Source organism: Microbispora sp. CA-102843, from assembly GCF_050936215.1.
GTDB lineage: Bacteria > Actinomycetota > Actinomycetes > Streptosporangiales > Streptosporangiaceae > Microbispora.
In genome coordinates, this window is record NZ_JBNJNF010000001.1 from 784,465 (window position 1) to 804,049 (window position 19,585).

At 72.8% G+C, this 19,585-nt stretch carries 20 protein-coding genes; 7 read left to right on the forward strand and 13 right to left on the reverse strand.

Features of this window, described 5'->3' with window-relative positions; translation table 11 throughout:
• The first annotated feature begins 1 nt into the window (after position 1).
• Positions 2-928: a carbohydrate ABC transporter permease gene (locus tag ACQEVJ_RS03775; protein WP_433097181.1), complete on the forward strand. Its 927-nt coding sequence runs from the start codon at positions 2-4 to the stop codon at positions 926-928.
• Positions 925-1,782, forward strand: a complete 858-nt coding sequence (locus tag ACQEVJ_RS03780) for a carbohydrate ABC transporter permease (protein WP_433097183.1) — start codon at positions 925-927, stop codon at positions 1,780-1,782. Before ACQEVJ_RS03775 ends, ACQEVJ_RS03780 begins: the two co-directional genes overlap by 4 nt.
• Here ACQEVJ_RS03780 and ACQEVJ_RS03785 read toward each other — a convergent pair.
• Positions 1,748-3,301, reverse strand: coding sequence for a glycosyltransferase family 39 protein (locus tag ACQEVJ_RS03785; protein WP_433097185.1), 1,554 nt, complete (start codon positions 3,299-3,301; stop codon positions 1,748-1,750). The two genes, ACQEVJ_RS03780 and ACQEVJ_RS03785, sit on opposite strands and share 35 nt — an antisense overlap.
• 118 nt (positions 3,302-3,419) lie before the next feature.
• Between ACQEVJ_RS03785 and ACQEVJ_RS03790 the strand changes: the two genes are divergently transcribed.
• Complete coding sequence (locus ACQEVJ_RS03790; RefSeq protein ID WP_433097187.1) at positions 3,420-4,244, forward strand: N-acetyltransferase family protein; 825 nt, start codon at positions 3,420-3,422, stop codon at positions 4,242-4,244.
• A 132-nt stretch (positions 4,245-4,376) separates the two neighbouring features.
• Here ACQEVJ_RS03790 and ACQEVJ_RS03795 read toward each other — a convergent pair whose 3' ends face one another.
• From ACQEVJ_RS03795 to ACQEVJ_RS03825, 7 genes are all read right to left on the reverse strand, one after another.
• A complete protein-coding gene (locus ACQEVJ_RS03795; protein ID WP_433097189.1) occupies positions 4,377-5,090 on the reverse strand; it encodes a hypothetical protein in 714 nt (237 codons plus the stop codon).
• Between the two features lie 156 nt (positions 5,091-5,246).
• On the reverse strand, positions 5,247-7,421 hold the full coding sequence (locus ACQEVJ_RS03800) for a multicopper oxidase family protein (RefSeq protein ID WP_433097191.1): 2,175 nt from the start codon (positions 7,419-7,421) through the stop codon (positions 5,247-5,249).
• Positions 7,418-7,909 carry a DUF6220 domain-containing protein gene (locus ACQEVJ_RS03805; RefSeq protein ID WP_433097193.1) on the reverse strand — a complete coding sequence of 164 codons (492 nt, stop codon included), beginning with the start codon at positions 7,907-7,909 and terminating at the stop codon, positions 7,418-7,420. The genes ACQEVJ_RS03800 and ACQEVJ_RS03805 overlap by 4 nt, the downstream gene beginning before the upstream one ends.
• A 213-nt stretch (positions 7,910-8,122) precedes the next feature.
• Positions 8,123-8,608 (reverse strand): hypothetical protein, encoded by a 486-nt coding sequence (locus tag ACQEVJ_RS03810; protein ID WP_433097195.1) that lies wholly within the window; start codon positions 8,606-8,608, stop codon positions 8,123-8,125.
• Between the two features lie 75 nt (positions 8,609-8,683).
• Positions 8,684-9,742: a glycosyltransferase family 9 protein gene (locus ACQEVJ_RS03815; RefSeq protein ID WP_433097197.1), complete on the reverse strand. Its 1,059-nt coding sequence runs from the start codon at positions 9,740-9,742 to the stop codon at positions 8,684-8,686.
• The gene (locus tag ACQEVJ_RS03820) at positions 9,730-10,563 is read right to left on the reverse strand and encodes a glycosyltransferase family 2 protein (protein WP_433097199.1); all 834 of its coding nucleotides are present in this window, start codon (positions 10,561-10,563) and stop codon (positions 9,730-9,732) included. The genes ACQEVJ_RS03815 and ACQEVJ_RS03820 overlap by 13 nt, the downstream gene beginning before the upstream one ends.
• A 42-nt stretch (positions 10,564-10,605) precedes the next feature.
• On the reverse strand, positions 10,606-12,063 hold the full coding sequence (locus ACQEVJ_RS03825) for an MFS transporter (RefSeq protein ID WP_433097201.1): 1,458 nt from the start codon (positions 12,061-12,063) through the stop codon (positions 10,606-10,608).
• Positions 12,064-12,141: 78 nt separating this feature from the next.
• Here ACQEVJ_RS03825 and ACQEVJ_RS03830 point away from each other — a divergent pair, with 78 nt between their 5' ends.
• Positions 12,142-12,795 carry a helix-turn-helix domain-containing protein gene (locus ACQEVJ_RS03830; RefSeq protein ID WP_433097203.1) on the forward strand — a complete coding sequence of 218 codons (654 nt, stop codon included), beginning with the start codon at positions 12,142-12,144 and terminating at the stop codon, positions 12,793-12,795.
• 81 nt (positions 12,796-12,876) lie between these two features.
• Here the strand turns inward: ACQEVJ_RS03830 and ACQEVJ_RS03835 are convergent, their stop codons facing one another.
• The 3 genes from ACQEVJ_RS03835 to ACQEVJ_RS03845 form a co-directional block, all read right to left on the reverse strand.
• A complete protein-coding gene (locus tag ACQEVJ_RS03835; protein ID WP_433097205.1) occupies positions 12,877-14,016 on the reverse strand; it encodes a cation diffusion facilitator family transporter in 1,140 nt (379 codons plus the stop codon).
• The gene (locus ACQEVJ_RS03840) at positions 14,009-14,416 is read right to left on the reverse strand and encodes an ArsR/SmtB family transcription factor (RefSeq protein WP_433097207.1); all 408 of its coding nucleotides are present in this window, start codon (positions 14,414-14,416) and stop codon (positions 14,009-14,011) included. Before ACQEVJ_RS03840 ends, ACQEVJ_RS03835 begins: the two co-directional genes overlap by 8 nt.
• Positions 14,417-14,583: 167 nt before the next feature.
• Positions 14,584-15,687 (reverse strand): sensor histidine kinase, encoded by a 1,104-nt coding sequence (locus ACQEVJ_RS03845; protein WP_433097209.1) that lies wholly within the window; start codon positions 15,685-15,687, stop codon positions 14,584-14,586.
• 188 nt (positions 15,688-15,875) lie between these two features.
• Between ACQEVJ_RS03845 and ACQEVJ_RS03850 the strand changes: the two genes are divergently transcribed.
• On the forward strand, positions 15,876-16,670 hold the full coding sequence (locus ACQEVJ_RS03850) for a lytic polysaccharide monooxygenase (protein WP_433097211.1): 795 nt from the start codon (positions 15,876-15,878) through the stop codon (positions 16,668-16,670).
• Positions 16,671-16,728: 58 nt separating this feature from the next.
• On the opposite strand, the gene ACQEVJ_RS03855 is transcribed toward ACQEVJ_RS03850, so the two are convergent.
• Positions 16,729-17,292: an Ohr family peroxiredoxin gene (locus ACQEVJ_RS03855; protein ID WP_433097213.1), complete on the reverse strand. Its 564-nt coding sequence runs from the start codon at positions 17,290-17,292 to the stop codon at positions 16,729-16,731.
• 174 nt (positions 17,293-17,466) lie between these two features.
• On the opposite strand from ACQEVJ_RS03855, the gene ACQEVJ_RS03860 reads away from it, so the two are divergent.
• Positions 17,467-18,420 carry a Gfo/Idh/MocA family protein gene (locus tag ACQEVJ_RS03860; protein ID WP_433097215.1) on the forward strand — a complete coding sequence of 318 codons (954 nt, stop codon included), beginning with the start codon at positions 17,467-17,469 and terminating at the stop codon, positions 18,418-18,420.
• A gap of 32 nt (positions 18,421-18,452) precedes the next feature.
• Here the strand turns inward: ACQEVJ_RS03860 and ACQEVJ_RS03865 are convergent, their stop codons facing one another.
• Positions 18,453-18,683 (reverse strand): hypothetical protein, encoded by a 231-nt coding sequence (locus tag ACQEVJ_RS03865; protein WP_433097217.1) that lies wholly within the window; start codon positions 18,681-18,683, stop codon positions 18,453-18,455.
• A 283-nt stretch (positions 18,684-18,966) separates the two neighbouring features.
• On the opposite strand from ACQEVJ_RS03865, the gene ACQEVJ_RS03870 reads away from it, so the two are divergent.
• Positions 18,967-19,584 carry an HAD-IA family hydrolase gene (locus ACQEVJ_RS03870; protein WP_433097219.1) on the forward strand — a complete coding sequence of 206 codons (618 nt, stop codon included), beginning with the start codon at positions 18,967-18,969 and terminating at the stop codon, positions 19,582-19,584.
• Position 19,585 lies beyond the last annotated feature (1 nt).

Genomic DNA, 19,585 nt, shown 5'->3' on the forward strand with positions numbered 1-19,585 from the left:
CGTGAAGACGACGAGACCCCGGAGCCGCAGGCTCCGGGGGTTCACCACGATCCTTCTGTTCCTGCTTCCCGCGCTCGTGCTCTTCTTCGGGCTCGTCGTGGCGCCGATCCTGCTCGCCTTCTACGCGAGCGTGTTCAAGTGGAACGGCATGCGCGGGCTGCCGACGGACTTCATCGGCATGGCGAACTTCACCCGCCTGCTGGCCGACGAGGTCTTCCTCGGGGACCTGTGGCGCGGGCTGCTGCTGATCATCTTGTCGGTGGCGATACAGCTTCCCCTCTCGCTGGGCATCGCCATGCTGCTCAACCAGAAGATCCGCGGCCGGGCGTTCTTCCGCCTGCTGTTCTTCGCCCCGTACGTGCTGTCGGAGGCGATCACCGCGGTCCTGTTCATGATGATCCTGTCGCCCACGGACGGCCTGGCCAACTACATCCTCGGCTGGTTCGGGGTCGACCCCCTCGACTGGTTCGCCGACCCGTCGACGGTCATGATGTCGGTGTTCATCGTCATGACCTGGAAGTACTTCGGCTTCCACATGATCTTGTACATCGCCGGGCGCCAGGGCATCCCGAAGGAGCTCACCGAGGCCGCCCAGATCGACGGCGCGACGGGGTGGAAGGTCTTCCGCTACGTCACGCTGCCGCTGCTCGGACCCACGATCCGCATCAGCGTGTTCCTGTCGGTCATCGGTGCGATCCAGCTGTTCGACCTGGTCTGGATCATCACCGGCGGAGGCCCCTCGCACTCCTCCGAGACCATGGCCGTCACGATGTTCCAGTTCGGCTTCAAACGCTTCCAGGTCGGCTACGCGAGCGCGATCAGCGTCGTGATGTTCTTCATCAGCCTCGTGTTCGCGATCTTCTACCAGAGATACGTCATGCGCCGCGACCTCGAAGGAGCCTCCACCGTGCTGCGGGATCAACGATGAGCGCCAACCGCCACAAGCAGTCCCCGACGTCGGGCGGTCCGCTGCGCAGCCTCTCCCTGCACGCGGTCGTCGTGATCACGGCGTTGTTCGTCGGCGTCCCGCTGCTGTACGGCGTGCTCGGCGGTTTCAAGACCACCCGGCAGCTCTCGAGCAACCCGATCGGCCTGCCCGACCCCTGGGTGCCGGAGAACTACACGAGCATCCTCGCCTCGGCATCGTTTTGGCGCATGCTCTGGAACAGCACGTACATCGCGGTGCTGACCACGCTCGTGGTCGTCGCGGTGTCCGCGCTGGCGGCCTTCGTGTTCGCGCGCTTCGCCTTCCGGGGGCGCGAGGCGCTGTTCACGATGTTCGCCGCCGGGCTCATGTTCCCGTTCGCGGTGGCGATCCTGCCGCTGTTCGTGCTGCTGCGGATGTTCGGGCTGCTCGACAACCCGCTCGGCGTGATCCTCCCGCAGGCGGCCTTCGGCATGCCGATGACGATCATCATCCTGCGTGGCTTCTTCCGGGCCATCCCGGGGGAGATCGAGGAGGCGGCGATCCTCGACGGGTGCACGTCGTTCGGCTTCTTCTGGCGGATCCTGCTGCCGATGGCCAGGCCCGCGATCGCCACGGTCTCCGTGCTGGCGGTCGTGAACAGCTGGAACCAGTTCATGCTGCCGCTCGTGGTGTTCAGCGACGACAGTTTCTTCACCATCCCGCTGGGCGTCCAGCAGTTCCAGGGGCAGTACGCGACGGACATCGCCCGGGTCATGGCCTACATCGTGGTCGCGATGCTGCCCGCCCTCGGCTTCTACGCCGTGGCCGAGCGCCAGCTCGTCAGCGGCCTGACCGCGGGGGCCGTGAAGGGCTGACCCGCGTGTACAGCCGTACGGCGTAGCCGAGCACGCGGACGGTCCGCTGCCGGCGGTAGCTCTCACTCAGCAGCAGCCGCTTGGCGGAGTCCCGTGAGGACGAGAGGTCGGCGGGCGCGGGATGGGGACGGCTCACCACCCATACCCGCGGCGCCGCGCCCAGCGATGCGGCGATCTCGCCCGCGGGCAGCTCACGCCCGGCGAGCGTGCCCGACGCCGCGCCGCCGGCCCGCAGCGCCGCGTCGCGGACGCCCTGGAACGCGGCAGGGTAGGCCTCGGCGACCAGGCGGCGGATCGAGGGCAGGAACAGCACGGCGTCTCCGGGCCGCCGTTCCGACCCGACGATCGCGGCCACGGCGGCCGGGTCGTCCGGGCGGCTGTCGATCCGCCTGACGTCGGCCTGGGCCGGCAGGGACGCCCCCAGCATCAGAGCGGGCAGCGCCAGCGCGGCCGCCGCCCGCACCCACCCCGGCGCCGCCTCCGGCAGGAGCCGTACGGCCCGGGCGAGTCCCGCGCCCAGCGCCATCGCGAGCCCCGCCATCGAGAACAGGACATAGCGGTCCTGGTAGAGCGGGTGGATCTGCGACACGGCGAGCAGCAGGGTGGGCGGCACGAGCGCCAGCGGCACGGCGAACGCGGCGATCCCGGGCAGCCGGCCGGGGCCGCCGGGTGTTCGTCCGGCGGCGGTTCCCGCCAGGTCTCCCGCACGACTCGTCGTCAGACCCAGCACGACGAGCACGACGGTCGCCGCGAGGAGCACGCCGGTCCCGGCGAACCGCGTCACCAGGGCCTTCACCTCCGGCAGGCCGGGCCGCTCCAGCCACGCCACCTGGCCGCGCTGGCCGAACGCCGTCCACGCCACCGGCAGGACGGCGAGCAGGGCGCCCGCGACGGCGGCGGCCCAGCGCGGCGCCACGCCCTTGCCCCCGCCTCGCGCGGTGACGAGCACCGTGACCGCGTGCGCCGCCAGGGCCAGGACGGCGAACAGGTTGAGCAGGCACGCCACGGCGACCGCCACGCCGTACCGGACCCAGGTGCTCCGCGACGGGCCGCACAGTGGATTGCACAGCGCTGTGGCGAGCAGGCGTGTCGCCTCCACCACCGCCGCCGCGACCAGCGCGTACGGCCTGCCCTCCTGGGCGTGGAAGACGACGACCGGGGCGGCGGCGTACGTGAGGCCCGCGTACAGGCCGGCCGGGGCCGAGACCAGCCGCCGCCCGACGGCCGCGACACCGGCCGCCGCGACAGCCGTGGCGAGGACGGACGGAATCCGGATGACCACCTCCGCCGGGACGGCGCCTCCCGCGAGCCGGATGAGCGGGTGGAGGAACAGGTAGTAGCAGCCGTGGACGGCGTCCACGTTCCCCAGCGTGCGCCACAGGTCCGGCAGCGCCCGTCCCGCCACGGCGTACGTCGTGGCCTCGTCCTGCCACATCGAGCCGCGCCGGACGCCCCACAGGCCGCCCAGCAGCGCGGCCAGGGCCGGGACGATCAGCACGGCCCGGTCGCTGGTCCTCACATGTCCTCCGCCTGCTCCGCCCGGGTACGTCCCCGTCCGGTGCCCCGGCGGGGAACGGGAGCATGAACGCGCCCTAAGGTGATCGGAACAAGGGGAGAACTCGCAGGGGGGAGCACCGATGGAGGAACCGATCGTCCGCCCCGTCGCCGACGCCGACATGCCCGGTCTTCGCGCCGTCGCGAACCGCTTCGGCCTCCTGGGCATGTGGCCGGAGCAGCCGGACTTCGTGGACGCAGAACGCGAGTTCGGCGCGGTGCTCGTGGGCGAGGTGGACGGCGCGATCGTGGGCTTCGGCGGCACGCTGCGCCGGGGGACGGTCACGCATCTCGGAGACCTGTTCGTCCTGCCGGACCACCAGTCGTCGGGGGTGGGCCGCACGATCCTTTCCCGCCTGCTGCCGCGCGACACGCCCAAGGTCACGTTCGCATCCGCCGACAAGAGGGCGCTCGCGCTGTACGTCAGGAACGGGATGCTCCCGCGCTGCCCGCTGTTCTACCTGAAGCGGGGGCCGCTCGGCGACCAGCCGGTGCGGCGGGAGAGTGGTCAGGCGGTGCCGGGGGATGCGGACGTCCACGCGGCGGCGGCCATGGACGCCCACGTCTCGGGCGGGGACCGGACCTCGACGCTCACCTGGTACGCCGGGCTGCCCGGCGTGACCCTGCACGTCAGCGGCTCGGGCTACGCGTTCGTCAGGACGGCCGGAGACAAGGTGGTCATCGGGCCGGCTGGTGGCGCGACCCCGCAGGACTGCGCCGACATCGTGCTTGAGGCGGCGAACGCCCACCCCGACGCCGGGCTGGTCCACGTGGCGGTGCCCGGCACGCATCCGCTGCTCGCCCTGCTGCTGGACGCGGGCTGGCACATCGGCGACATGGACACCCTGCTGACCAGCGAGGACTTCATGCGGCTCGACTGCTACGCCCCACACCCGGACCTCGGCTAGTCCGGATCCTCTGGAGCGGGAGGCCGGCGGCCCCCGTCCCCGGCCAGGGGGACACCGGGGATGAGGGCAGCACGGCTTCGCCGCGTCCGGCGATCGCCGGACGGCGCGTCCCGGGCCTGCCGGCCCGGGACGTCACACCCTGCGGAGGTAGTGGGCGGAGGCCCAACCGGGAATGCCGCCGGCGGCGTCCACGGCCACCCAGCCGTGGGTGGCGTCGCAGCCTCCGGCGATGTTCCCGTCGGCCGGTCGCAGCCTGCCGACGGGCTTGTGGTGGATGCCGGCGCCCTCGCGGACGTTGAGGAAGCTGTCCTTGCGCACGTGCCGGAGGCGGTAGGTGCACGAGAGCGAGGGCCGTCCGCTCGGGTCGAGCCTGTGGAGGTAGCGGGCGGCGGCGAAGCCCGACGCCCCACCGGCGGTCTTCACCGCGATCCAGCCGTTGGCGGCGGTGCAGGCCCCGGAGAAGCCTCCGTCGGCCGGCCGCAGCTTGGCGACGGGGGCGTGGTGGATGCCGGCGCCCTCACGGACGTTGAGGAAGCCCCCCTTGTGCACGTCCCGGAGCCGGTAGGCGCACACGAGACCGGGCCCCTGCCTGGCCTCGTGCACGACCTGCCCGTAGGGTCCCGACGCGGTGGGTTCACCGGGACCGGGCGGCCGGACCGCCGCGAGGTCCGAGGCGGGATCCCCCCGGACATCCGACGCGGGCTCGGCCGCGATCCTCGACGTGAGGCGCCCCCCGGCGTCGGAACCGGCCTGGCCCGCGACGGCGGGCGCGGGATGGCCTGCGACGAGCCACCCCGTGGCGGCCCACGCCGCCAGCGCGGGAACGATGCTCTTCGCCACTGTCACGATCTCTCCCTTCGGTCGGCATCGCCCACGCCCGGCCGGGGGGGACCCGGGCCAGCGATGCTCACCCGAAGTTCTGATCTGATTACCCTGCGTTTACACCTCGATTGAATTCCCGCCTGGATTTTTTACCCGACACACCGGGGAGAAGGGGATGAGTCACCCGCTGTGCGCGCCGTGGAAAGGCGTGGTCACCCCCTCGTACGCCAGGTGCAGCATCATTCCCAGGTCGGCGTGGCTGAGGTTGTGACAGTGGTTCATCCACAGCCCCGGATTGGTGGCGCGGAAGGCCACCTCCCACACCTGGCCGGGCCGTACGTCGAAGGTGTCGAGCCACAGGGGGCTGCCGGTGACGGAGCGGCCGTCCCGCGAGAGCACGAGCACCCGATGGCCGTGGAGGTGCCAGGGGTGGGTCTCCCGGCCGCGGTTGACCACGGTGAGCCGCACCAGGTCGCCCTCCCTGACCACCTCGGTGGGGATGTTGGGGAAGGCGTGGCCGTTCACCGTGTGCGCGTACATCGGCCGCCCGCTCGTCAGCGCGAACCCCCTGTCCAGGACGAGCGTGAAGTCCCGGTCGAAGTGGCTCCGTGCCGTGTACGGCGTGGGGGCCGGGGCGCCATACCGGGTGAGGTCGAGTTCCGGCCAGTCCGCCGTCCGGCTGTCGGCAGCGGGAACGGCGCCGGGATCCGCGGTCGCCGTCGCGCTCGCACCCGCGGCAGGGGCGCCCTCGCCCGTGCCGGACGCTCCGCCCGCCGGGGTGAGCCGTACGGAGTCGGTGCGGTCGTCGATCCGCAGGAGCGCGGGGCCTGACGGCATCGTGAACGCGAGGTCATACCGGCCGCCCGCCGCGAGTCGCAGGCCGGCACGGCCGAGCGTGCCCGGTCCGTTCAGGTCCGTCCCGTCCACCGCCACCAGCCGGTAGGGCGTGCCCGCCAGCGTGAACCGATGCGGCGTGTTGTCGGTGTTGATCAGGCGCAGCCGTACGGGCGTGCCGGGCGCCGCCTGCTGGACCAGGGGCTGGTCGCGATCGCCCGTCACCGTCACGCCGCCGAACGTGTGCACGGGCAGCGTGAGATCCACTCCGGTTGTCGCGGTTCCCTTCGGCGTGACGACGAGCGTGCCGTAGAGCCCCATCCGGACACCGAGGTCGGACACCTCGTGGGTGTGATACCAGTACGTCCCCGCCTGGGCGGCGACGAAGCGGTAGACGAACTCCCCGCCGGGCGGCACGGCCTCCTGGGTGAGGCCGGGCACGCCGTCCTCGCCCGAGGGCACGTCGTAGCCGTGCCAGTGCAGCGTCACCCCGGACGTGATGTCCGCGTTGCGCAGCCGCACCTCGACGAGGTCGCCCTGGACGGCGGTGATCGGGGGTCCGGGGACCTGGCCGTTGAAGGTCCACGCGGAGACCTTCCGTCCCGAGGACAGCGTGATGGTCGCCGTACGGGCCGTCAGCTCGAACCGGCGCACGGTGCCGCCAGGTGGAGGTACGGCCGGGCCGCGCAGGTCGGTCACCGGACGGGCCGGTCCTCCCATGGCGGAGGCGGATCCCCCCGCGGCGGGGTGCTCGTGCTCACCGGAGTGAGCGGAGTGTGCTTCGGCGGCGGAGCCCATGGCACCCATCGCGGCGGTCCCTCCGGGGGCGGAGCCCTCTGCCGTGCTCTCGTCCGAGAAGGGCACGAACGCGAGGGCGGCTCCGAGCACGGCCGCCACGGCGGTCGCCGCCGTCGCCGTCCGCAGCCCGGGGACGTGCGTGCTCATCGCTCGCCAGGTCACCAGCACGGCCGCCGCGACGACGGCCAGGAGGAGGAGAGCGGTGGACGCGTCCGCCGGGTATCCGATCAGGAAGGTCTGCACGATCCCGGCCCCCGCCGCGTACCCGGCGCCGAGCAGCGGGACCACCACCGCGGGCGCTCCGACCGCGTCCGGTGCGGGAGGGACGGCAGGCTCACCCGGCCCGGCCGCGTCCGCCGCCTGCGGGGCCGCGTCCGCCGACTGGGCGGTGTCCGCCTGCGCGGGCGTGTCCGCCCGCGAGACGGCGTTCGCTCGCCGGGCGGCGCGGAGCAGGCGCGGCCCGGCGAGCGCGGTGGCGACGGCGCCCGCCGCGATGAGAAGCGGCAGGGCGAGGGTGATCTTCTCCTGCACGAACCACCAGCCGGCCCCGGCCAGCGCGAGGACGGACCAGACCCGGGCCAGCGACGCGACCAGGGCCACCGCGAACAGGGCCGCGGCCGTCCTCGCACGGCGGGCCGTGGCGGCCACGCCCGCGCTCACCCACGCCGCCACGGTCAGGACCGAGACGAGCAGGTCGAGCGCCATGAGCCGGTCGGTCGTCATGAGGCGCGGACCGGACGGCCCTCCGCGGCGGCCCCCGACGGGGCGGGCTTGGCCCATGCGAGCTGCCGCGCGTTGCGGAACACCATGCCGCAGGCGCCCACTACCGCCATGCCGTTGACGGCGTGCAGGCCGAGGATCGCCAGGGAGAGCGGCGTGGTGTTGCCGGTGCTGTCGTCGAATAGGCCGCCGAGCGCGATGATCAGCGCCTGCACGATGACCAGCCCGACGGGCAGGATGGTCAGCCCGATCTGGCGTCCCGGCACCCTGGCGGCCGCCGCGGCGGCGGTGGCGACCAGCGACAACACCGGGATGACCATCATGCCGTTCATGCTGTGCAGGGCGAACGAGGAGTCGTCCTGGGGCTTGTCGAACGCGCCGACGGCCGCGAGATACATCTGCACCACGGCGGCGGCGAGCAGCAGTCCCGCTAAAGCGGCGTAGACCTTGCGCACGCTCTTGCTCCCTTCGGTCAGCGGATTGCGGGTCACGGGGATCCTGTCCCACGTGGCCGGCGGCGTCGTCCCTCGTCGAGAGACACGTCGGCTACCGCTGGGGGAGTACGCGGGGGTGCGTGCCGTCCGTCCCCTGGCGGTATCTCGATGGTGGCCGCCGGGGCCGCCGGTGTCGTCGCACGCGGGGAGGCTCTCGGGCCTACCGCCGCGGGATCAGCGTCGTACGCCGCTACCGCGAGGGGAGTATGGTCATTGCGGCCAGTTTGCGATAACGGCCGGGGTGATGGCGTCGGCGTAACAGTTCAGGGTCGTACGGCGCGGCCGGTCAAGCACGCAGACCTTGACGTCCACCCGCTTGATCTGGCCGTCGGACGACAGCCGGAAGGGGCTGCCGGACGCGCAGGTCGTCCGCGGCTGGGCCCATCCGGTGCCCCCGCCGACGTAGTGGAAACGGGCCCGCACGTAGGCGCAGTGCCCGCCGTGCGCGTCGCGGTCGTACAGCGTGCCCGAGACGACGAACGTCTCCGCGGTGAAGCGGGTGATCCACACATCGGCCTTGGCGTATCCACGGTGCCCGCTCCGGGACTGCACCGGTCCCCAGTGGATCAGCGGCGCCGCCGCCCGCGACCCGGCCGCGGCGGTGTGGCTCCCAGCGGTGGCGTGGGCCGAAGCGGCCGGCAGGCTCCCGGCGATCGCGAACGCCAGCAGTCCGCCGATGACGAGGTTCTTTCCCATGTCCGCCGACCCTAGGGTTCTCCACTTGGAGGAACCTTGCACTCCGCTGGTGCTCCCCGCACGCGCCCCGAACGGTCATGTCCCGCCGCGGCACCGGAGCAGGTCTTCGGCCTGTTCGACGACGCCGTCGACCGGGACCTCGGCCACCCACGACTCGTCGTGCGGGCACCGCTCCGCCCGGGGGTCGTGCCCGCTGACGCCGCAGACCGGGCACCGCGCGGTCCAGGAGACCAGCGGCCGGTGGAGGGCGCGGGTGAGGGGCCCGGCGTTGATGAGGTTGCCGCACCAGAAGACGCCGACGGTGGCCGTCCCGACCGCCGCGGCGAGGTGGCGGGGGCCGGTGTCGTTGGAGATGACCAGGTCGCACCGCTCGTACAGCGCGGCGAGGCCGCCGATGCCGAGCGTGCCGACCGCCGTGACGGCGGGCCGCCGCATCGCCGCCGCGACCTTCTCGACCACCTCCCGTTCCGTCTCGATACCGGTGATCACGACCGGGCGGCCGAGCCGGTCGGCCGCCTCCGCGAAGGCGCGCGCCGGCCAGCGCCGCCGTGGGTCGCTCGCCCCCGGATGCAGCGCGACCAGGCCGCGCGGCGGCTCGCCGTACACGCGGGCGAGTTCGGCGCGGTCGGCGTCGGTCACCGCGATCCTCGGCTCGTACGTCTCGGCCGTCCCGCCGACCAGCGCGGTCACCTCCAGGTAGCGCAGCGTCTCGTGCTGGTAGTAGACATACGGCACCCACAGGTCGAGCCGTTCGGCGTCCGGCGTGCACAGGCCGGCCGTCACCCGGGCGCCGATCGCCTTGACGAAGGGGTTGGAGTTGCGCCCGCCGCCGTGGATCTGCACGGCGAGGTCGAACCGGTGCTCGCGCAGCTCCTCGAACAGGCTCTCCGGAGCCTCGTGGCCGCCGTCCGCCGACGACACCCCGGAGATCGGCGGCAGGGCGATGACGTCGTCGACCGGTCCCGGCCTGCCGTCCAGGAACCGGGCGTGCCAGGAGATGCCGAGGAGGGTCAGCCGGGCCTCCGGGTAGGCCCGGCGGAGCGCCTCCAGGGCGGGCATCGCGAGGACCAGGTCGCCCAGGGCGTTGGCCCGCAGCACCGCGATGCGGCGCACGCCCTCGATCAGCGCGCCCATGCCGCCTCGAACACGTAGTCGTAGCACTCGGCCCTGCGGTCGGTGACCGTCGTGGGCAGCTCCAGGTGGTAGGCGCGGCTCGGCAGCAGGCCCGCGCCGCCGTACCTCTCCATGACGCGCAGCTGCGCCACGACGTCCTCACCCGCGTGCCGGGGCGGCACCGACCGCCAGAAGCCGAAGCCGCCGCACTCCAGCAGCCGCTCCCGGTCGTACAGCACGCAGCCGCCGATCCAGGCCACCTTGTACGGCCGCCACTCCCGGGGACCCGGCGAGCCGAGGTGTTCGCGCGCGAGATGCAGCGGGTTGGCGGCGTTGTGCAGGGTGTGGCGCTGCCAGGCCGGCGACTCCCGGCGCACCCGCTCGGGCCGCACGCCGTCCGTCCACTCCTCGTACGGCGCGAGCTCGGCGGGGCGTACGTCGTCGCGGTAGGACAGGCCGTGCACGGCGTAGCCGACGAAGCCGCAGCGCAGGTCGCCGATCGCGGACAGCAGGACCTCGATCGCCTCCGGCTCCAGCCATACGTCGTCGTCCAGGTAGAGCACCAGCCGCCGCTCGGCATGGCCGAGCAGGAACGCGCGTTGCTCGGCCATGCCCCGCGGGGGCAGGTGGCGGTGGACGGCCACCTGCCTGTCGCGGTGGCCGAGGATCCGCAGCTGCGCCGCCACCAGCGGGTCGCCGGCGACCGGCTCGTGCGACTGGTCCGAGATCACGACGCGGAACCCGGACAGGGTCTGCGCCGCGAGGCCCGCCAACGTGACGGCCAGCGCGCCCGGGCGGTCCTTCGTGGGCACGAGTACATCCAGGTCAGACGGGGCGAACATGCGCGCCTGATACCCCTGAGGTCGTACGGCAAACAGAGCCGGTCAGCCGCTCACGCCCGCCGTGTCCCTCTCCTCCGCCCGCGTCTCGGGAGACGGGTTCGGCCGCAGGAGGGTCAGCGTGAGCAGGCACCCCACCGCGGCCAGGAGGGCGGCCCCCCCGAAGCCCGCGCGCAGCCCCCCGATGAGGGCCGTCCGGGGATCCGCCGCGCCCCCGGAACCGACCGTCGACGCGAGCAGCAGCAGGGCGGTGACGCCGAGGCCCGAGCCGATGCGCTGCGCGGTGTTGACGATCCCCGCGGCGATTCCGGTGTCGGCCTTGGCCACCGCGGTCACGGCGGGGACCGTCACGCCGACGAAGGCGGCGGGCATGCCGACGCCGAGGACGAGTCCGGCGGGCAGCACGTCGATCGCGTACGTCACCTCGCCGGGCAGCCGGGCGAACCAGGCCAGCGCCACGGCCTGCAGGCCGAGTCCCATCGCGAGGACGCCCCGCGCGCCGAGGCGCTTGAGCAGGCCGGGGATGAGGACCCGCGAGGCGGCCAGACCGGCCGCCGCGACCGGCAGGACGGCCAGCCCCGACTCCGTCGGGCGGTAACCCTGAGTCTCCTGGAGGTAGAGCGACAGCAGGGCGAACGCCGGCACGTGGGCGGCGCCCACCAGCGTGTTGACCACGGCGGAGCCGCTCACCTGGCGGATCCGGAACAGGCGCAGGGGCATCAGCGGACGCTCGGCGCGTGCCTCGATCGCCACGAACACCCCGAGGAGGACCAGGCCGGCGGCCAGCAGGACCCACGCGCGCAGCCGGGTGCCCGGGTCGGCGAGGGCGCCGAGGGCGTAGCCGATCAGCAGCAGCGCCGCCGTGCCCGTCAGCGCGCCGGGCAGGTCGAGCCCGCCGCGCGAGCCCGGGGACGCCGGGAGGCGGGGTGGGTCGGCCGGGAGCACCCGGCGCATGAACACCAGCGCCACGACGCCGACCGGCAGGTTGATCAGGAAGATCGAGGGCCAGCCCAGGGCCTGCGTGAGCAGGCCGCCCGAGGCCGTGCCGATCGCCGCGCCGGACGCCCCCATCGCGCTCCAGACACCGAATGCGCGCCGGTGCGCGGCCGGTGTGGTGAACGTGGCGGTGAGCAGGGAGATCTGGGCCGGCACCACGACGGCGGCGCCGAGCCCCTGCAGGGCACGTGCGGCTATGAGCAGCCACGCCCAGGGCGCGAACCCGGCCACGGCCGAGGCTAGGGTGAAGACCGCCAGCCCCGCGCCGAAGACCCGGCGCGGCCCCAGCAGGTCGGTCGCCCTGCCGCCCACGAGCATGAACCCGCCGAACGCGAGCAGGTAGGCGTTGGTCACCCAGGCCAGCCCGGCCTCGTCCAGCCCCAGGTCGGCGCCGATGGCGGGTAGGGCGATGTTGACCACGGCGAGGTCCAGGAAGACCACCAACTCGACGGCGGTGATCAGCAGCAGCGCCGCTCCCCGCCCCATCAGGACGCCTTTCTCCGGCATCGGTCACCTCATTTCACTAGAGTGAGACTCCAGTGATATTCCGCTAAAGTGGTGCTCTAGTCAACTGAGGCGAGGGACATGGCGGCATCCAGGCGGCAGGCGGAGGCACGGGGAACGGGGGTGCGGGCGGCGAAGGCGGCGGCCACCCGGGCCCGGATGCTCGACGCGGCGCGCGCGCTGTTCGTGGAGCGCGGGTACGCCGCCACGACCATGCAGGCCATCGCCCAGGAGGCGGGGGTGGCCGTGCAGACGCTCTACTTCACGTTCGCGACGAAACGGGCGATCCTCAAGGAGGTCCTGGACGTCGCGGTGGCCGGCGACACCGAGCCGGTGGCCACGCTGGACCGGCCCTGGGCGGCCGAGGTCATGGCAGCGCCGCCCATGGAGCAGCTCAGGCGGCACGTGGACGCCACCGCGCGGATCCACGAGCGGGTCGTGCCCGTCGTCGAGGTGCTGCGCTCGGCCGCCGCGGCCGATCCGGAGATCGCCGAGCTGTGGCAGACGACCGTGTCCCAGCGCCACACCGTGATGACCGCGTTCGCGGGCGCTCTGGCGGCCAAGACCGCTCTGCGGGGCGGGACGACCGTCGCCCGCGCCGCCGACGTCCTGCTGGCCGTGCTCGCGCCGGAGATCTACCACCTGCTCGTCCTGCAACGCGGCTGGAGCCCGGAAGAGTGGCGCGAGTGGGCCTTCGACGCACTCGTCCGGCAACTCCTGCCCGACGAGGAATGACTATAGCGATGCTCTAGCGAACAAAAGGTGGGCCAACGGTGCTCGGCCCCCACCTGCCCGGCAGTGGGCCGCCGATGACGGTCAGGAGGGGCGGTCGGAGAGGCGGTCGGCGCGGGGGAACCTGATGTATCGGCGGACGGCGCAGCCCTGCGACCGGCGGTCGTCCCCGGATCGTGTCCGCCCGTTGACGTGCGCGGGGCCGTGCGCGTCGGCACAATGCGGTTCGGCCGCCTCTACCGCCGTTTCGCCGATCGCGAGGAGCTCCGGCGGGGCGTGGTCGACCTGGAGTGTGGTGTGGTCGATGCCGTACTCGTCGTGGACCATTCGCTGTGCCGCCTGCCGTACGGCGTGGCAGTCGGCGCCGGGGGTGACCAGGATGTGGGCGGACATGGCGGGGTAGCCGCTGGTGACCTCCCAGATGTGCAGGTCGTGCACTTCGACGACGTGTTCCAGGGCGGCGGCCTTGCGGCCGATCTCGGCGGGGTTCATTCCGGCGGGGGCGGCCTCCATGAAGACCCGGCCGGACTCGCGGACCAGGTCCCAGCCGGCCTTGAGCATCAGGGCGGCCACGACCAGGGCGGCCAGGGCGTCGGCGCGCCCCCAGCCGGTCAGCCAGATCACCGCGCCGGCGGCGGTGGTGGCGATGAAGGCGAACAGGTCGTTGAGGATGTGCTGGAAGGCGCCCTCGACGTTGAGGCTGGCGCGGTTGGCCTTGTTCAGCAGCCAGGTGGCGGCGAGGTTGACGGCGATTCCGGCGATGCCGGTGGCGACGACGTAGACGCCTTCGACCTCGGGGGGTTCGATCAGGCGGCGAATGCCCTCGTAGACGAAGTAGACGCTGAGCAGCAGCAGGGTGATGCCGTTGATCTGGGCGCTGATGATCTCGGCGCGTTTGAGGCCGTAGGTGAAGCCGCCTTGGGGCGGGCGGGCGGCGATCCGCATCGCGATGATCGCGAAGGCGATGGCGATGGCGTCGGTGAGCATGTGCCCGGCGTCGGAGACCAGGGCGAGGGAGTGCGCGATGACACCGATGACGACCTCGACCGCCATGAAGCCGAGGATGAGCGCCAGCGCGCCGGTCAGCAGCCGCCGGTCGGCCTCGGCGCTGACCGCGTGACCGTGGCCATGCCCATGCCCATGCCCGTGACCATGTCCACGCCCGTGCGCACGGTCGTCGCCCGTCCCGGTGCGGTGCCCGTGCCCCTTGCCGGTCTCACCCATCGTCCCGGTCCTGCTCCTCATGTCCGATGTGCGTGATCGCCAGGTCGAACAGCATGCGTACGTGCGAGTCCGCGAGGCGGTAGTAGGCCATCCTTCCCGCGCGCCGCACCTTCACCACGTTGTGGACGCGGAGCAGGCGCAGGGCGTGGGACGCGGCGGACATGCTGTGGCCGGTCGCCGCCGCGAGATCGCACACGCACATCTCGCCGCCCTCCAACAGTGCAGCGATCAGCCGCAACCGTCCGGGATCGGCCAGGAGGCCGAAGACCTGCGCCAGGTCCTCCACCGACTCCGGGGCCGGCATCGTCCGCCGGACGCTCTCCACCCGGCTCGCGTCCACCACCGGGAGCGCGCAGGAGTCGGCCGTCACGAGATCCACAACACTTGAACGATCGTTCACGCGTGTGAGTGTAGGTGACGAGCGGCTCATGTCAACGCGTCCCGGTTCCTTCCCCCGCCGGAACCCCGCCGGAACCCGCCGGAACCCAGCCGGAACCCCGCCCGCACGACCCGTACGCGCCCGCGTGGACCCCGCGGCGGCCTGTCGCGCCCGCGGCGAGGTTCCGCTCAGGGAGCGGGGGCGGGGGCAAGTGGCAGCCGCAGCACGAAACGCGCCCCCTCGGCGCTGTCCTCGATGGTCAGCCGGCCGCCGTGGTTCTCGGCGATCTGGCGGGCGATGGGCAGTCCGAGCCCGGCTCCTCCCGCGTCCCTGCTGCGAGCCGAGTCGAGCCGCGTGAACCGCTGGAAGATCTTCTCCCGCTGGTCGCGTGGGATTCCGGGGCCGTCGTCGGCCACTTCGAGCACGGCCGTTCCATCGGGCGGCCCGCCGGGTCTTCGCGGTTCGCGCCGTACGGTGACCGTGACGGTGCTGACGGCGTGCCGCTGCGCGTTGCCGAGAAGGTTGCTGATGAGGCTGCCGAGCGAGTGGGGGTCTCCCAGCACGACGACGTCCGGGCCCAGCCGGGGGACCATCCGCTTCATGCCCGGCGACATCTGCAGTTCGCCTTCGGCCAGCCTCCCGAGATCCACCCGCTGCCGCCTGATGGGGAGCGCTTCGCTCTCCAGCCGCGACAGCGCCAGCAGGTCCGTCGCGATCCGCTGCAGCCGGTCGAGGCTCGGGAGCAGCGCCCTGGCCAGGGTGACCACGTCGGTCTCCTGCGGCGCCTGGAGCGCGTCCTCGATCTGGGCCCGCATGGCGGTCAGCGGGGTGCGCAGCTCATGGGAGGCGTCGGAACTGAAACGGCGCTGGCGCTCCAGCGCCTCCTCCAGCCGCCCGAGCGTACGGTTCACACCGGGGGCCAGGCCGTCGATCTCGTCGTACGCCGGGGCCGCCGGGTGGGGGCCGGCCGACTCGGTCTCCTCCCGCTCGGCCCGGGGCGCGGGCACCGGCCGGATCGCGCCGCCGGTGAGGCGGAAGCCGAGATACGTGATCGCCCCGGCCAGCAGGATCGCCCCGCAGAACAGCAGCAGGAGCAGCGCCGGGTGCGCGTACACCGGCATCTCCGGCCCGGGTTCGAGCGCGTGGAGCACCCGGTCGTCGTGCGGGGCCAGGTCGTCGGCCGGCAGGCGGACGGCGGTCAGCGGGATCGACGTCGCCGCCAGGCACAGCACCGCGACGGCGACACCGTGAGCCGGTGCCGGCCGGGTCGTGATCGACGAACGCTGCGGCATGGCGCACATCCCCCTGGACTCAGTGCACCACGAGGACATGCCGGAAGCCGCTCGGGGGCCCCGCCAAGGCCCAGGCGCCGTGCTGGACCGATCCCGCCTCGGGTCCCTGGCCGTCGCAGTTATTGGGCCTTCATTGTTAGGAAACTTTCCTTTATATTTGCGCCACCCCCCAGCAGTGAGGAGCACACATGCGAAGGATGCTGACCTTCCTCGCGACGGCGACGATCGCCATCGGCGCCACGGTGTTCATCGCCTCACCGGCTCAGGCGCACGGGTACATCTCGTCGCCCCCGAGCCGCCAGGCGATGTGCGCCCAGGGCCGCGTCCCCAACTGCGGCGACATCATCTACGAGCCCCAGAGCGTGGAAGGACCCAAGGGGCTGCGCAGTTGCAGCGGCGGCAACGCCCGCTTCGCCCAGCTCGACGACGAGAGCAAGTCCTGGCCGGCCACCAGCGTCGGCAGCACCGTCACCTTCACCTGGACGCTGACCGCCCGCCACTCGACCAGCACGTGGGAGTACTACATCGGAGGCACCCGGGTCGCCGTCTTCGACGATCACGGGGCGCAACCCCCTGCCACACTCAGCCACACCGTGAACCTGAGCGGATACACGGGCCGGCAGAAGGTGCTCGCGATCTGGAACGTGGCCGACACCGCCAACGCGTTCTACGCCTGCGTCGACCTCCAGATCGGCGGGGGCGGGACGCCCAGCCCCAGCCCGAGCCCCACGCCTACTGCCTCCCCGTCGCCGACGCGTACTCCCAGCCCGAGCCCCACGCCTACTGCCTCCCCGTCGCCGACGCGTACTCCCAGCCCGACTCCCACGCCGACCGTTTCCGGTGGCACCTGGGCCGCCGGTACGGCGTACAAGGCCGGCGACCAGGTCACCTACGGTGGGGCGACGTACCGGTGCATCCAGGCCCACACGGCGATCGTGGGCTGGGAGCCGCCGAACGTCCCCGCGCTGTGGCAGAAGATCTAGGGCGCCCGCGCCCCGCTCGAAGCGCCCGTCCCGGCCTGTCCGGGGCGGGCGCCGGCGGTCAGGCGAGGTGGACGTGCACCTCGGCGCCCTGCATGAAGGCCCGCGAGTACGGGCACTCTCCGTGGGCCTGCTCCACCAGCCTGCGGGCCGCCTCGGGCTCGACCCCCGGGAGGCGTACGGTCAGGTCGGTGGCGATCGTGTAGTCGTCGGCGGCGCCGCGCTTGCGCAGCGTGACGGCCGTGTCCACGGTGGCGTCGGCGGTGCGGACGCCCTGCCTGTCGGCGACCAGCGTGAGCGAGTTGTGGAAGCAGGAGGCGTAGGCCGCGGCGAGCAGTTGCTCCGGGTTGGTCGCCCCGCCGGGGCCGCCGAGTTCCCCCGGCGCCTTGATGGGGACGTCGAGCATGCCGTCGTCCGACGCCACCTTGCCGAGGGCGGACGAGGCCCGGGCCGTATAGAGATCGTCATACGATTCGCCGCCGCGTTCGGGTCGCTCGGGCCGCTCGGCGGGGCGGCTCTCGGGCATCCGCCCGGTGAGCTCGGCTTCGACTCCGGGCCCCGAGTAGTCGGGCCCGGGCGCCCGGTCGCTCGGCAGATGGGTGAACCGCCATGCTTCCTCGCTCATCGCGCATCCCCCGTCCGCTCGCGTCGCGTCCTGGTCGGGATCGGCGGGTCACCTACCCCCATGAGCTGCCCGATATCGGACTCCCGTGGCAAAAGTTGTCATCGGCGGCGCTGTGCTACGGTCCCGCACGTATTCCCCAATGGTTGTGAAATGGCGGCAAGGAGTGAGTTCCGTATGAGTGGGGCTGTCCGGTGGGGGATCCTCGGAACGGCGGGCATCGCCGCGCGGGCGTTCCTGCCCGCGTTGCGCGAGGCCGGCGGGGGTACGGCCGCCGTGGTGGCGGGCCGTGACCTGTCCCGGGCCGAGGAGTTCGCCGCGCGGAACGGCGTCGCCGGGGCCGTGCGCGGATACGAGGCCGTCATCGAGGACCCGTCGATCGACGCGGTCTACATCCCGCTGCCGAACGCCCTGCACGCGCGGTGGACGATCGCCGCCCTGGAAGCGGGCAAGGCGGTCCTGTGCGAGAAGCCGCTGTGCCTCACCGCCGCGGAGGCCGAGAACGTCATCGAGGTGGCGCGCCGCTCGGCCCGGCCGCTGTGGGAGGCGTTCGTCTTCCCGTTCCACCCGCAGACGGCGCGGCTGCGCGGCCTGCTGGCCGAGGGCGCGATCGGCGAACTGCGGGAGGTCTGGTCGTCCTTCCACTTCACGATGGCGGGCACCGAGAACATCCGGCTCGACGCGGCCCTCGGCGGCGGCGCGCTCTACGACGTGGGCTGCTACCCCGTACGGCTCGCGCAGCTGCTGTTCGGCGGTGACGCCGTCGCCGGCCATGCCGTCGCGGTCAAGGGCGAGGCGGGGGTGGACATCGAGACCGCCGGCGTGCTCGAGTTCGATCCCGGCCGGCTGATGCTGAGCTGCGGCTTCGACCTGCCGTTCACGACGTACAGCCGCCTGGTCGGCACCGGCGGGGAGATCCGGCTGACCAACCCGTTCCATCCCGAGCCGCACGACGTGCTCGAAGTGTGGCGCGAGGGACGCCTGGTCGCCCGGCACGAGCCGGGCGAGGGGACGGCGTTCTCCTGGGGCATCCGCCACATCCACGAGGTGCTGCGCGGAGAGGCCGAGCCACGGCACACGGCGGCCGACGACTCCCTCGGCACCGCCCGGTCCCTCGACATGCTGCGCTGACGCGCTGTCTCCCGGCCGCGGAGGCGGCCGGGTCAACTGTGCTGCGGGGCGTCCGCGTCCCTGGCGGCCTGGTGGTAGGAGTCGGAGGTGCAGCCCGTCGGCGCCGGGTGACAGCCGAACTCGCCGCAGCGGCGCAGCAGGCCCGGCCGGTCCGGGGTGTAGAGCTGGTCGAGGTTGACGACCACGTCGCGCTCGCCGAGCGGCTCGGGCAGCCGCACCTCCACCGGCACCGTACGCTCGCCGGAGCAGCCGTCCCCGGCCATCAGGAGCCGGGACTCGAAGCTGGTCCGAGTCCTCGTGCGTGACGGCCGAGGGTGTGGCCTTCCCCGTCGCGCCCGCGCGGAGCAGCGCCCGGGCGCCGATCTCGTTCACCACGGTGGCGTCCGCCGTGCTCCCCAGGACGGAGACGAGGCGGTCGCCGGCCCTGCCGACCAGGTAGACGGACCCCGCACAGCATCGCGCACAGGACGAGGAGGGGCAGCCGTCTGACCGTCACCCGCCGATCATGTCATTCGGGGAGGTGGCCACGCGTGGTATGCATGGGCGGTGACGATCCCCCGGCCGTACGACGCGGTGCTGTGCGACTTCGACGGTGTCATCCGCTTCTACGACCAGACGGAGCTGACCGAGCTGGAACGAGCCGTGGGCCTGGCCGAGGGCACCACGGCCAAGGTCGTCTTCGCGCCCGGGGTGGACGGGCCGGCGCTGCTGGGGCAGATCACCGTCGAGCAGTGGATGGAGGCGGCCGAGGCCGCCCTGGCCCTTGAGGTGCCGCGGGAGCAGGCCCGCGCGCTGGTCACGGCGTTCGTCAAGGCGCCCGCCCGGGTGGACGAGGACGTGCTCGGCCTGCTGCGCCGGGCCCAGGCGCACGTGCCCGTCGTGCTGGTCACGAACGCGACGCTGGATCTGGAGGACGACCTCGCCTGGCTGGGCCTGAGCCACTTCGCCGACGAGGTGGTCAGCAGCGCAAGGGTGGGAGTGGGCAAGCCCGACGCCCGCATCTACCAGATCGCCGCCGAGCGCGCGGGTGTCCCGCTCCAGCGGTGCCTGTTCGTCGACGACCGGACGGAGAACGTCGAAGCGGCCAGGGCGCTCGGCATGACGGCCGTCCTCTTCACCGGCGTGCCGGATCTGGAGACGGCGCTCGCGCCGCTGCTGGGCTGAC

What these genes read in the sequence shown, in the direction of transcription:
- ACQEVJ_RS03820 (WP_433097199.1), bottom strand. Translation starts at nt 10,563, where the DNA reads ATGTTCGCCCCGTCTGACCTGGATGTACTCGTGCCCACGAAGGACCGC.
- ACQEVJ_RS03845 (WP_433097209.1), bottom strand. Translation starts at nt 15,687, where the DNA reads ATGCCGCAGCGTTCGTCGATCACGACCCGGCCGGCACCGGCTCACGGT.
- ACQEVJ_RS03855 (WP_433097213.1), bottom strand. Translation starts at nt 17,292, where the DNA reads ATGAGCGAGGAAGCATGGCGGTTCACCCATCTGCCGAGCGACCGGGCG.
- ACQEVJ_RS03790 (WP_433097187.1), top strand. Translation starts at nt 3,420, where the DNA reads ATGGAGGAACCGATCGTCCGCCCCGTCGCCGACGCCGACATGCCCGGT.
- ACQEVJ_RS03835 (WP_433097205.1), bottom strand. Translation starts at nt 14,016, where the DNA reads ATGGGTGAGACCGGCAAGGGGCACGGGCACCGCACCGGGACGGGCGAC.
- ACQEVJ_RS03810 (WP_433097195.1), bottom strand. Translation starts at nt 8,608, where the DNA reads ATGGGAAAGAACCTCGTCATCGGCGGACTGCTGGCGTTCGCGATCGCC.
- ACQEVJ_RS03860 (WP_433097215.1), top strand. Translation starts at nt 17,467, where the DNA reads ATGAGTGGGGCTGTCCGGTGGGGGATCCTCGGAACGGCGGGCATCGCC.
- ACQEVJ_RS03800 (WP_433097191.1), bottom strand. Translation starts at nt 7,421, where the DNA reads ATGACGACCGACCGGCTCATGGCGCTCGACCTGCTCGTCTCGGTCCTG.
- ACQEVJ_RS03815 (WP_433097197.1), bottom strand. Translation starts at nt 9,742, where the DNA reads ATGGGCGCGCTGATCGAGGGCGTGCGCCGCATCGCGGTGCTGCGGGCC.
- ACQEVJ_RS03850 (WP_433097211.1), top strand. Translation starts at nt 15,876, where the DNA reads ATGCGAAGGATGCTGACCTTCCTCGCGACGGCGACGATCGCCATCGGC.
- ACQEVJ_RS03830 (WP_433097203.1), top strand. Translation starts at nt 12,142, where the DNA reads ATGGCGGCATCCAGGCGGCAGGCGGAGGCACGGGGAACGGGGGTGCGG.
- ACQEVJ_RS03825 (WP_433097201.1), bottom strand. Translation starts at nt 12,063, where the DNA reads ATGCCGGAGAAAGGCGTCCTGATGGGGCGGGGAGCGGCGCTGCTGCTG.
- ACQEVJ_RS03780 (WP_433097183.1), top strand. Translation starts at nt 925, where the DNA reads ATGAGCGCCAACCGCCACAAGCAGTCCCCGACGTCGGGCGGTCCGCTG.
- ACQEVJ_RS03865 (WP_433097217.1), bottom strand. Translation starts at nt 18,683, where the DNA reads ATGGCCGGGGACGGCTGCTCCGGCGAGCGTACGGTGCCGGTGGAGGTG.